A 12,004-nucleotide genomic window follows, 5' to 3' on the forward strand; every position below is an offset into this window, starting at 1 on the left:
GCATGGACATGCGCTAGCTCATCTGCTGTAGGCAATCTCCAATCATTATATCCCGCATAATTCAGTGCACGACAATAATTCATTGCATGTCTATGCTTTCCTGCTTTTCCTACAGACTGACCACGTTTATAGGCACCATCTTCTCCGTCCGTATATGCTGCATCTTGCCACATTAGTTTTGCATCTGCTTCAACATAAACTTTATTTGTTTTGCAAGATGTATTTGACATCTCCACAACAGGTGAAAGCGTAACGCTTTTATCGCCCCCTGCCATAAGTAAAGTTGTGAACATAGATATACATGCCGATATAAGTACTTTTTTCATCTTTTTCTCCTTTGGTTATCCAATATTATTCAATATCATAATATAAGATTCATCAAACCAAGCTAAATTTAGCCTATAATCTGAAATAATCTAATATTATACAACAAATCATGCATTTATTTCTATTTTTACACCTTTTTCAACAGCACACCAAAGTTTATCCATAGCAAGGTTTGGTACTGCCATACACCCCTCGGTCCAATCACGGGAAAGAGTATAGTTATCACCTCTTCCATCAGCATTCCATTTAGGTTGCCCATGAATCGTAATGTACCCGCCTGGGTTTACACCTCTTGCACGTGCTCTTGCTTTATCTGCTTCACTTGGATAAGAGATCATGAGAGACTTATAGAGTCTGGAATCACATTTTTTTCTCACTATACTATAGGTACCTTCCGGTGTTCTATAGTCTCCTGCTTTTACTTTATTTCCACCATTGGCTCCACCATTGGCTCCCAAAGAGATACGGTATTCTTCAACAACCTTCCCATCTTTGTATGCATACATCATTCTTTTTTTCTTATAGACGACGATCTTATCTATTTTATTGTTGTGGTCTATCTCTGCCCCTCTTGCCAATTCATTCATACACTCTTTTGTTGCATAAGGTGTATTATCTACTTTCCCATAGTAAGGAGTCTCACCACACCCAACAATGAACAGTGCTATCGCCAACCCTAACATACTCAATTTTATTTTCATTTCTTTCCTTTTTCTAAAATAATCAACCCCAATCCTCATTTTGGCGTTTGGATTTATGTTTGTCTTTTTTATAAGATGTGCCGTTTTTTAACTTCTGCAGGCGATTTAAATTGCTCATCTCTGCCTCACGTATATCGGAAAATTCTTTGTCTGTAAATACGTCTACTAAACAGGTCTTCACATAAATACGCACTATATACTCTTTAAGCTGCTGATGGTACTCCGATTCAAGATGAACCTCTTCTTTCTCATCAAACTTCTTTTTAAGTTGTCTGAATTTTATCACAAAATCCTGAGCAGATACATTGTCATCTCTGAACATACGAAAAAGATTTTTACTTATTTTCTCTAATTCTACAATATATTTTTGACGATTAAATTTATCGATCTGCTTTTGTGTATATCTCACACTTTACCTTTATTGTATAACAATTGGAACACCTTCTCGTACAGCATACCACAACTCTCTCATTGCTGAATTTGTTACAGCGACACATCCTTGCGTCCAATTTTGGGATAGCGTATAGTTATCTCCTTTGCCATCTGCATTCCAGGTAGGTTGTCCATGTAGTGTAATGGACCCTCCCGGGTTCACTCCCCTTTTGGCAGCTCTTGCTTTATCCTCTGGGCGCGGGTATGAGAGACAAAGAGATCGATAATACTTAGGAGAACATAGCTTTCTGGAGATCCAAAATTCACCTTCTGGTGTTCTATTATCTCCTTGTCGCTGTTTGGTTCCTACAGGGTTTTTACCCAAAGAGACAGGCAGTGTATTTATCACTTTATTATCTTTATATAGGTACATTTTACGTTCTTTTTTTACAACAACGATCTTATCAATGCTTTCTCCTGGGGAAAAGTCTTCAGCCTCTAGTAACTCTTCTTTACACTCTTCTAACGTATATTGGTTATTGACTACAGGTATAGGCTCATTTTTACATCCTGTCAGCCATAGTAACATCATAAATCCATAGAGGTATTTCATGTTTTATCGTATCCTTCAAACGTCTATCTAATCATATATTTTAACACAAATTAGATAACTAACGGTAAATAAAAAAGCTTGAAAAAGGAAGTGTACTGTAAGAGGAAAGCGATAAACCTCTTCTTTTGAAGAGTGTTTATCTAAAGAGGAGAACTAATTAACAAGCTGCCTTAGCTGCTGCAAGAGCTTCTTCGTAGTTAGGCTCTTCTGTAATTTCTGGGACAACTTGTTTATAAGTAACTTTACCATCTTTACCAATAACAAAGATCACTCTAGCCATGATACCCGCTAAAGGACCATCTGCCAAAAGAACACCATAATTATTAGCAAAATCTTTGTTTCTGAAGTCTGAACATACTTTAATGTTATCGATTCCCGCTGCACCACACCATCTAGCCGCTGCAAATGGAAGGTCCATAGATACTGTCACTACTTCTACACCGTCAAGGCTAGCTGCTTCAGTGTTAAATCTTCTAGTCTCTGCATCACATACACCTGTATCAAGTGATGGTACTGCAATTACCAATTGAACTTTACCTTCACCACCAATTGTCTCGTCTTGAAGCATTGGATCACAATTTACTACTGTTGTTACTGGAGCTGTGTCACCTACGTTAATTTCTGTACCCGCTAGGTTACATACGATGTCATTTTTAAATGTTACTGTTGCCATTTAATTGCCTTTAAAATAATTTTTATACAGGCATTATGTCTTAAACAATATAAACATAATCTTAATTCAGATAAATTTTATCTTATTTCTAAAAATTTACCTAAATTCACCAAAGGTAATGCATAAAAATGGCAAAATATTATCACTCTTTAACACTTATTACATACCCGGAATTCTAGGAATCCTTCCTAATTTAGAATAACGGCAATACCATCCCCACATCTTTTTCATCCAGTGACCTATAAAAGGCATAGGTATCATCTTCCCTCCCTTATCACTACGATAGACAAATGCTGCACCATTCCCCGTATCCATTACACACAAAATATTCAAATGTTCTATATAACTTTGTTTAGAATCTATATTTTGTGCATGGTTGAGTATGTTATATGCAACATTTTTAGCCATCACTTCAGCAACATGACCTTGTTTTGCTCTCCATTCCGGCCCCATAAGAGAAGCAGAATCGCCAATGGCGTATATCCCCTCAAACCCTTCTATCTCATTATATTCATTGGTAACAACATAACCTGCATCGCTCAGTGGAAGTCCAGATTCTTTGAGTACGCTATGCCCCGTACCCGCTGAAATAAACATTGTCAGATCCGATTCTAGCTTCGTCTCATCTTCAAAACAGATACCGTCTTCTTCAAAATGCGTGATCTTTGTTCCTACTTTTTTATGGATATTCGTCATTTTGAACATCTTATCCATCATTACTAACGCTTTTTCACCCATCTTTTGTCCGGGTTTTTCCATAGGAGCAAAAAAAGTAAGTTCAAAGTTCTCACGTACTCCTTTTTTCTTCAGATAGGTGTCTACATTAAAAAGTACTTCAAACGCAGGACCGCCACGTACAGCAGAAGTGTCTTTAGGATTACCGCCAAAGCCCATGGCAATTTTCCCTTCATTTTTCCGTATCAATGTGTCTAAACGTTCATAAAGTACCGTAGCTTCTTCTGGTTTACCGCAGATAGAAAGCGTATGCTCCATACCTTTTAGCTGTATCTTGTCCTGCCCAAGTGCCACAACCATATAGGCATACCCTTCTAAAATACGACCGCTTTCTAAAGTTACTTTTTTAGTTTCAGCCTCTAATTGTGTCACAGGATCTATAATGAGCTGAAACCCGTGTTTCATCGCAAGTCTGTCTAAAGGAACCGATACATCTTCTCTTGTCACTTTACCTGTAGGTATCCAGATAGACGTAGGATAGATATAAAAATAATCTCTGTCGCTCACAAGTGTTACATCTAGCTCTTGCTTCTTAAGATAGATAGCTGCTTCAACACCGGCAAAGCCACCGCCCAACACCAACACCTTTGTACTACTCAACACGCGCATCCTTTTCTATTTTCTATTCTAATACTCATCATCTCTTCTCTTCTAATTTTTGACCAAATCTGCACGAGGATAGAAAAATACCATCTCTCTTTCAACCATGATCTTCTCTTTATCATCTGTAGCATACGCTCTTATGAGTATAGGCACGGGGACATCTTTTCTGATATTGTTTGCCAGTTGTTCTTTTGTTTCCAAAATAACTACTTTTTTCTTTTTCATTCCCGCACTTAGCTTGAATGGTTCAGAAGGTCTTTTGATCGTAATTTTATCATTTCCTACAATTTCAAAGTAATAGGTATGTGCTTTTCTATCTGTGTTGGCAAACATAAAAATATAGTCATTTTGTACTACTCCGTCGTCCAGCACTTTATAGAGTCTTTGTCCCTTGTTAATGTTTAAAAGCATATGTTCTTTTTTACTTCCCATCACAAACAGCGATACAAGTACAATCATAAGCACAGCAAAATACGCAATAACCTTACCTCTAAAGTAGTTGGTTTTCCCTGCGTGATGAAGCGTCTCTTTTTCACTCGACCACTGTACCAAGCTTGGTTTACCCAATGCGCCCATAACAGAAGTACAGGCATCTACACATTCTAGACAGTTTATACACTCAAGCTGAAGCCCTTTACGGATATCAATATGTGTCGGACATACTGTCACACAACTTTCACATGTTGTACACTCAGCACTTTCATTCACTTTTAACAACTCTTTTTGTTTCGTAAATTTCTTTTCTCTCTGATATCCATGTCCTTCATAGATATCTCCACCACGGATAGGATCATAGACTGCCATGATAGTATCATCATCATAAAGTACTGACTGTACACGGCTGTACGGACAAACATAGACACAGAAGTTTTCTTTTATAAATACGACATCAAGAATAATAAAAAGAGCTACACTCACTAAAGTACCTGTCAATACCATATGCTCTGTAGGGTTACTTATATATCTGAAAAAATCTTCAGGCGGTACAAAAAACCATAAAAAATCAGCGGCAGCCACAAAAGCGATCACAGACCAAAGCAAAATAGCGATAAAACTTTTCACTTTATTCTCCATCTTGCTCAAATCAGGCTCTTGCTGTTTATTTTTAATACGCTTTCTTAGACCTAAAAGTTTTGTTTCTATACCATCTCTGTAAATCACACGAAAAATAGTTTGAGGACATGCCCATCCACACCATGCTCTACCACCTACTGCAGTGACTGCGAATATTCCAAGAAAAAGAAGCATAAGTAAAAATGGCATTAAGTATAGCTCTTGCATATCGAAAGCAACACCTGCCAAATGTAGTTTTTTCTGATCAAAACTTAATAGAAACAAGTGGTTACCATTAATCGTGATCCATGGCATCACCAATGCCACTATTGTCACGACTGCATACATCCAATACCTTTTGATACGATAAGGTACCCAGCCTTTCAAATACTCTTTTGCCTGCTTTTTCTTTGATTTTTCTGTTATTATTGTTGATTCCATTTATGATACCTTTTGTTCTTTGGCTTTTCTCGCTTCTTCAAATGGACAGATAAGTACTATATTCTCCATACTTCTGGCACTTTTAGATTGATCCATCTCTATCCATGACCCTTCTATCAACTCTTTAATTCCTCGTGACTCTATATAATCTTTCAAAGAACTGCGACTTACATCTAACTCTCTGGCAATAGCACTTACACTCATTCCCTCACTCAAATGAGAGATAATCTCCCTTTGATAAATATCAAACTTAGAACTTGACTTACTCCCTTTTGGACGTCCTATATGGTTTGTTTTTTCTTTCTCCTCTTTCCTTAATGCATTGAGCAGGGGAAAGATGTCCACCATATTTGTATCTTGATTCATACGCATATTCTTATCTACGATCCAAAGATTAACGTTATGACTCAGCATACAGTTAATCACCTTTATCAACTCTTCTACCCTGTCACTCAGTATATACAAAGATGAGACAATAATTGTGTAACCATCCTGCATCGTTTGTAAAAAGTCTTCAAACTCCTCTCTCTCATCCAGAAGAAGATTTTTTGTCGCATATTCAACTACTTCTTTGTCTATTTTTAGTTCTTTTTTTAATGTAAAGGATAAAATATCACTCTGCTGTGTAGTCAGATTCGGAAAGTCTGGTACTTGTCTCATATATGCATAAACCATCAAACACCTTTATTTTATTATAATTTTAATAATATTATCTTATATGGTGTAAAAAGTCAAGTATATTTTGACTTTTTACGTCATTTTATCTATTTTTATCGTCAATGCTTCTTTACTTACGTCTATTTTATGTTAAAATACGCCTATTATAGTATTTAAGGATAAAAAGTGAACCTTACGCATCTAGACGAACAAAATAAACCTAAAATGGTCGATGTATCTGACAAAGACAATACAATACGTATTGCTACGGCAAGTGGCATCATAGAAGTAGGGCAACCTGCTTTTGATGCAGTGATAGCAAACACAGCAAAAAAAGGACCTGTGCTGCAAACTGCCGTCATCGCTGCCATACAAGGGACAAAACAAACCTCAACACTTATCCCTATGTGTCACCCACTTATGTTGACATCCGTCAAAACGGACATTGAAGAGCTTCCTGAACTCCCGGGGTTTAAACTCACAGTCACAGCAAAACTCAACGGACAGACAGGGGTAGAGATGGAAGCACTCACAGGAGTCAGTGTAGGACTGCTTACTATTTACGATATGCTTAAAGCCATTGACAAAGGTATGGTCATTAAAAATGTTCAACTAGAAAATAAATCTGGTGGTAAGAGTGGCGATTTTAACCGTGCATAAGATTCAACAGGAGAAGCAATGATTTTAGATGATAACACACCCCAAAAACCCAAAATAGAATATCCGACCCAATGGGGCTTTAAACTCATAGGTAGAGACAAGGAAGCGCTTTTAGCCTGTATCAAAGAAGCGATGGGAGGGAAAGAACATCTTTGCTCTTTAGGAAATTCCTCAAGAACCGGTAAGTTTCATACCTATAATGCCAGTTGTGTTGTAGAAACAGAAGAAGAGAGAAATCGTATCTTTAAATACTGTCAAGATCATGATGATGTGGATATGGTGATTTAATTCACCTTGCATCAGCCAACTGCTGAAGTGCCCTTGTGGTATAATTTAGTGTGAACATAGTATATTGGGACTTGCTCAATATACGCTCTTATTAGAAGATAGCATTTTATCCGCACTTAAACTTACGAACATAGAAACGATCACATACGCTAAGAAAAAGTAGAGACCCATTTCAACTTCTGCTCGACTTACATCTCCTTTATTGGCTGTGAGATACACCAAAAATACCGCTACGACAAAAACATCCACCATTGACCATTTTCCTATCATCTTGAAAAATGTAATAATGCCATGTGCAAACCTACTTTCCATAAAGATAGAGACAATGAGTAAAGAGCTTACTTTTAGTACAGGGACTATAACAGAAAAGAGTAAAATGACCGTAGCAACCACTACATCCCCACTTTCCCAAAGTTTTACGATTGATCCTATGACCCCTTTAGATTCAAAAGAGAGGACAATATCTCCCAAATATTCCACTTCTTTATGAATGGTAACCATTAAAATAGGAGTGATCAGTCCAAGGAGAAGTGTCATCATTGCAGAGAGAGAACCAAACAGTGTAAATGTTCGCAAGGAGACAATAAAGAAGGAGAGCAAAACAACTAGCAAGAGACACATAAAGTAAAATGTATACTCTTGTGCTTTAACCATAGCTGCTTCTTGTTTTTCACGAACCTTATCAAGTTTCATTTTTAGTTCATCATCGTATAGGTCACCAAATAAACTTTTTGCAAGTTGTTCAAGTCTTAGACTTGCCTGTTGCCCTGCATCCTGATAGGAGACCAATTCTGTAGTAACTTCTTCATAAAGTATGGCTTGTTTATATGCTTTGACTCCAAAGAAAACCATCGCTCCCAAGATCACGCTCAGTGCAATGTAAAGTATGAATTGTTTCATTTTCATTTCGCTTCAGTCTCTTCTTTGAAGAAATACACCATAATAAGTATCCACACAACAGCAAGGTCTATAGCCACGTCTGCAAAGTTAAATACCGCAAAATTAAAGCCACAGTGCCAAGCGATATAATCGACCACACCCCCATGCACAAAACGATCATAGACATTGCCCAATGCTCCACCTACCAATAATCCTACAGGAAATGCATAACGCTTGATATATCCCTCTTTAAAGACAAAGAACAAGATAGCCAATACAAGCAGTGCCTGTATCCATTTAAGATAAGGTCCAAGAAAAGATAACATAGAGAAAGCCACACCTTTATTGTAATGCAACTCAAGGTCTATACACGCTCCAGGCCGATAATACCCCTCAACAAAAAGTGATTTAATATTCTGGTCTACAATAAAGGTACCCAAAAGCACCAAAAAAAAGACAGCAAAAGCTCTCATTAAGCCAATGCTCTTTTAAAAAATGTTTTGCACTCTTCCATCATCTCTTCAAGTTTTTCTTCATCTTTCCCTTCAAGTAAAAGACGGATCTTATTTTCTGTTCCAGAGTATCTGAAAAGATGTCTCATCCCCAAGCTTTCTACTTTAGTCTTCAGTTCATCCAGCCCATCAATGGCATCAAATGCCCTTTTTTCATCTACCCGTAGATTTACCAGCATTTGAGGATAAGAGTCATACGGATTAAATACTTCACTTGCCTTTTTGTCTGTCTCTACCAAATATGCCAATGCCTGTAATGCACTGGAAATACCATCTCCTGTTTTCGCATAATCAGAGAAAATGATATGGCCGCTCTGCTCTCCGCCGAAGTTTATTCCCTTTTCCTGCATCATCTCTACAACATTTTTATCACCTACGGCAGAACGGTACAGATTTAAGCCCTCTGAGGCCAAGTACTCATCCAATCCTTGGTTACTCATCACTGTGGCTACCATGCCACCACCTTTGAGTTTATCATGATTTTTAAGATGTACAGCCAGTACAGCCATAAGCTTATCTCCATCCACCACTTCACCTTTTTCATCGACCATTACAAGTCTATCGGCATCACCATCCAATGCAATCCCCACATCTGCACGAGACTCTAAAACCACTTTTGCCAAATTTTCTGGGTGCATCGCACCACACCCTTCATTGATGTTAAACCCGTTAGGCTTATCGCCTATCACTACAACATCTGCACCAAGCTCTTGCAGTATAGTAGGTCCTACAATGTATCCTGCACCATTGGCACAATCTATCACCACCCTTTTCCCTGCCAATGTAAGTGGTTTGGGAAATGAGTTCTTAATATGTACAATGTAACGTCCTATCACATCATCAATACGTTTAGATTTACCTATATTTTTATCGGTTACTTGTGCATCATCGATCGCACTATCGTCCTCAAATATAGCTTCGATCTCTTCTTCTTTGTCACGGTTAAGTTTATTACCGTCTGCATCAAAAAACTTAATCCCATTGTCATAATATGGATTGTGACTAGCCGATATCATGATCCCCGCATCACAACGCATATTCTCTGTTAAAAAAGCAATGGCTGGCGTGGGCATAGGACCTATCTGTATCACATCGAATCCTACCGCAGTCAATCCTGAAACAATGGCATTTTCTATCATATACCCACTACGTCTGGTATCCTTACCTACTAAAATTTTTTTCGTTTTTGCAAATTGTTTAAAGTAGATACCTGTTGCCATAGCCAAACGCATTGCATTGACCGCACTTACCTTCTTCCCTGCTTTTCCACGTACGCCATCTGTTCCAAAAAGTGTCAAAATGATTTCCTTAAGGGTTTTTCATTGCCCCATTATTCTATTGGCTTCATTTTAACGCAAATTAGATTAACATTCCTCTATAGGAACCCTTTATTTCCTATGCAATTTAATATGTAATAACATTAAATTAATAAATCTTTAATCTTTTTTTAGCTATTATTCGCGAACTATTTTCACTCTAATTAATTGAGTAATAACAATATACCTATAAAGGAAACACCATGGCACACCATAAATCAGCAAAAAAACGTATTTTGCAAACTGCTGTAAGAACTGAGAGAAACAGATATTACAGAACAAGAATCAAAAACATCACAAAAGCTGTACACGAAGCAGTAGCAGCAGCAGACAAAACAGCAGCGACAACAGCATTCGCAACAGCAAACAAACAAATTCATTCACTAGTGAGCAAAGGTTTCATCAAGAAAACAACTGCAGCTAGAAAAGTAAGCCGTCTTCATAAAATGGTAAATGCTATCGAAGCTGCATAAGCAGTCTCGATACACCTTCAGTACAACCCCAATCTAATACAAAGAACGCCTATGTTCAAAGAAAAACTTCAACCTTTCATCGACAGATACAACGAACTCAGTGAACTATTAAGTTCTCCAGACATTGCTAGTGATATTAAGCGTATGACAGAACTCAGTAAAGAGCAGTCAGACCTAAGTGACTTGGTGGAAAAAGCAAACCTATACGTAGAAACTGCCAATGCCATAGAAGAAAATAAAGAACTTTTAGGTGATCCGGAACTTGGTGACCTTGCAAAAGAAGAACTAAGTGAACTCGAACCGATGCTCCCTGCCCTAGAAGATGAGATCAAGATCCTCATGATCCCTACAGACAAAAATGATGACAAAAACATTTTCCTTGAATTACGTGCAGGTGCGGGAGGAGATGAGAGTGCACTTTTTGTAGCAGATGTCTTTAAAATGTATACCCGCTACGCAGAGCAAATGGGCTGGAAAATAGAAATCGTCAGTACCAATGAGGGAACTTCTGGCGGGTACAAAGAACTTATCGCACAGATCAAAGGACATGGTGTTTATTCTCAGCTTAAATATGAAGCTGGGACACACCGTGTTCAGCGTGTTCCAGACACTGAAACACAAGGACGTGTTCACACTTCCGCCATTACTGTTGCTGTCATCCCTGAAGTGGATGATGTGGAGATAGACATTAAACCAAATGAGATCAAAATGGATGTATACCGTTCAAGCGGTTGCGGCGGACAGTCGGTAAATACAACAGATTCTGCTGTACGTTTAACACATATTCCCACAGGTATCGTTGCAGCGATACAAGATGAAAAATCTCAACATAAGAACAGAGACAAAGCGATGAAGGTCCTTAAAGCAAGAGTGTATGAAGCAGAACTCCAAAAACAACTGGATGAAACGTCAAGCCAAAGAAAACTTCAAGTAGGGTCAGGTGACCGTTCAGAAAAGATCAGAACCTACAACTACCCGCAAAACAGACTTACGGACCACCGTATAGGATTAACACTCTATGCCTTAGATGATATTATGAATAACGGGAACATGAAATTAGTCATCGATCCACTTATTGCACATGCACAAACCGAAGCTATCCAAGAAGCGGGTCTCTAATTCATGATTAAGTTTGCGCAGCTCCAAAGTGATAATGATCTAAAAGAAGTGATTAAATCCGCTTTTGATGCTAACCTCGCCCTCTCTGGTGCCTGGGGATATACACAAGAGCTTTCAACGATCATCGAATCTACAGATGTACCACTCAAACAATTAGAACATATGATAGCCTCTATGCGTACCTACATAGAGATGAATATGACTCTTCCAGAAGAAGAACGTTATGGAAGTATCAATCTCAATGAAACAGACAGGACACAAGAACATGTCGGTAATCTAATATACGATAAAGTGACCTATGAGATTACAGCTATAAAAGAAGATACTTATGCCTCATTTATTAAGGCATATAAAGAAGGTCTTGGTACAGAAGGCTTTGACATTACAGAACACTTTAATCAAAGAAAAAAAGCTACTATTATAAGGAATGAGGTTTATTGGTTTGAGATACATCAAACGCTTTAACTCTCATTCCTTACATTCAAACTCTAATTTACTTTTAAAATCTTCCCACTCTATCACTTTGTACACATCAATGTAATTTATTGTACAACAGTGAGAACGTTTCACTATCTCTGCAGC

General features: G+C 37.9%; 16 protein-coding genes. 5 read left to right on the forward strand and 11 right to left on the reverse strand.

The genetic code is table 11. The annotated features are described in order from the left end of the window. From ABZC96_RS04410 to ABZC96_RS04445, 8 genes are all read right to left on the reverse strand, one after another. Positions 1 to 326: DUF1566 domain-containing protein (locus ABZC96_RS04410; RefSeq protein ID WP_373029358.1), on the reverse strand; the 326-nt coding region annotated here is incomplete at its 3' end. A gap of 108 nt (positions 327 to 434) precedes the next feature. Beyond that, positions 435 to 1,028: a murein L,D-transpeptidase family protein gene (locus ABZC96_RS04415; protein ID WP_373029360.1), complete on the reverse strand. Its 594-nt coding sequence runs from the start codon at positions 1,026 to 1,028 to the stop codon at positions 435 to 437. Positions 1,029 to 1,050: 22 nt separating this feature from the next. Continuing rightward, positions 1,051 to 1,437 carry a hypothetical protein gene (locus ABZC96_RS04420; RefSeq protein ID WP_373029361.1) on the reverse strand — a complete coding sequence of 129 codons (387 nt, stop codon included), beginning with the start codon at positions 1,435 to 1,437 and terminating at the stop codon, positions 1,051 to 1,053. A gap of 9 nt (positions 1,438 to 1,446) precedes the next feature. Beyond that, a complete protein-coding gene (locus tag ABZC96_RS04425) occupies positions 1,447 to 2,013 on the reverse strand; it encodes a murein L,D-transpeptidase family protein (RefSeq protein WP_373029362.1) in 567 nt (188 codons plus the stop codon). Positions 2,014 to 2,170: 157 nt separating this feature from the next. After that, entirely contained in the window at positions 2,171 to 2,686 is a 516-nt protein-coding gene (gene tpx / locus ABZC96_RS04430; protein ID WP_373029363.1) for a thiol peroxidase, read from the reverse strand. 159 nt (positions 2,687 to 2,845) lie between these two features. Next, positions 2,846 to 4,021 (reverse strand): NAD(P)/FAD-dependent oxidoreductase, encoded by a 1,176-nt coding sequence (locus ABZC96_RS04435; protein WP_373029364.1) that lies wholly within the window; start codon positions 4,019 to 4,021, stop codon positions 2,846 to 2,848. Between the two features lie 51 nt (positions 4,022 to 4,072). Beyond that, positions 4,073 to 5,518, reverse strand: a complete 1,446-nt coding sequence (gene ccoG, locus ABZC96_RS04440) for a cytochrome c oxidase accessory protein CcoG (protein WP_373029365.1) — start codon at positions 5,516 to 5,518, stop codon at positions 4,073 to 4,075. Beyond that, the gene (locus ABZC96_RS04445; protein ID WP_373029367.1) at positions 5,519 to 6,193 is read right to left on the reverse strand and encodes a recombinase family protein; all 675 of its coding nucleotides are present in this window, start codon (positions 6,191 to 6,193) and stop codon (positions 5,519 to 5,521) included. Positions 6,194 to 6,361: 168 nt separating this feature from the next. Here ABZC96_RS04445 and moaC point away from each other — a divergent pair, with 168 nt between their 5' ends. Next, on the forward strand, positions 6,362 to 6,835 hold the full coding sequence (moaC, locus tag ABZC96_RS04450; protein WP_373029368.1) for a cyclic pyranopterin monophosphate synthase MoaC: 474 nt from the start codon (positions 6,362 to 6,364) through the stop codon (positions 6,833 to 6,835). Positions 6,836 to 6,853: 18 nt separating this feature from the next. After that, positions 6,854 to 7,123, forward strand: coding sequence for a YbeD family protein (locus ABZC96_RS04455; protein WP_373029370.1), 270 nt, complete (start codon positions 6,854 to 6,856; stop codon positions 7,121 to 7,123). Between the two features lie 75 nt (positions 7,124 to 7,198). On the opposite strand, the gene ABZC96_RS04460 is transcribed toward ABZC96_RS04455, so the two are convergent. The 3 genes from ABZC96_RS04460 to glmM are packed head-to-tail and all read right to left on the reverse strand — an operon-like array spanning position 7,199 to position 9,812. Next, a complete protein-coding gene (locus ABZC96_RS04460; protein ID WP_373029372.1) occupies positions 7,199 to 8,029 on the reverse strand; it encodes a paraquat-inducible protein A in 831 nt (276 codons plus the stop codon). Further along, on the reverse strand, positions 8,026 to 8,475 hold the full coding sequence (gene lspA, locus ABZC96_RS04465) for a signal peptidase II (RefSeq protein WP_373029373.1): 450 nt from the start codon (positions 8,473 to 8,475) through the stop codon (positions 8,026 to 8,028). Before lspA ends, ABZC96_RS04460 begins: the two co-directional genes overlap by 4 nt. Beyond that, a complete protein-coding gene (glmM, locus tag ABZC96_RS04470; protein ID WP_373029374.1) occupies positions 8,475 to 9,812 on the reverse strand; it encodes a phosphoglucosamine mutase in 1,338 nt (445 codons plus the stop codon). The genes lspA and glmM overlap by 1 nt, the downstream gene beginning before the upstream one ends. A gap of 221 nt (positions 9,813 to 10,033) precedes the next feature. On the opposite strand from glmM, the gene rpsT reads away from it, so the two are divergent. The 3 genes from rpsT to ABZC96_RS04485 are packed head-to-tail and all read left to right on the forward strand — an operon-like array spanning position 10,034 to position 11,887. Next, on the forward strand, positions 10,034 to 10,303 hold the full coding sequence (rpsT, locus tag ABZC96_RS04475) for a 30S ribosomal protein S20 (RefSeq protein ID WP_373029375.1): 270 nt from the start codon (positions 10,034 to 10,036) through the stop codon (positions 10,301 to 10,303). Positions 10,304 to 10,354: 51 nt separating this feature from the next. Further along, positions 10,355 to 11,422 (forward strand): peptide chain release factor 1, encoded by a 1,068-nt coding sequence (gene prfA / locus ABZC96_RS04480; RefSeq protein ID WP_373029376.1) that lies wholly within the window; start codon positions 10,355 to 10,357, stop codon positions 11,420 to 11,422. A gap of 3 nt (positions 11,423 to 11,425) precedes the next feature. After that, positions 11,426 to 11,887, forward strand: coding sequence for a hypothetical protein (locus ABZC96_RS04485; protein WP_373029378.1), 462 nt, complete (start codon positions 11,426 to 11,428; stop codon positions 11,885 to 11,887). The last annotated feature ends 117 nt before the right edge of the window (positions 11,888 to 12,004 follow it).

The organism is Sulfurovum sp., assembly GCF_041551015.1.
Classification (GTDB): Bacteria; Campylobacterota; Campylobacteria; order Campylobacterales; family Sulfurovaceae; genus Sulfurovum.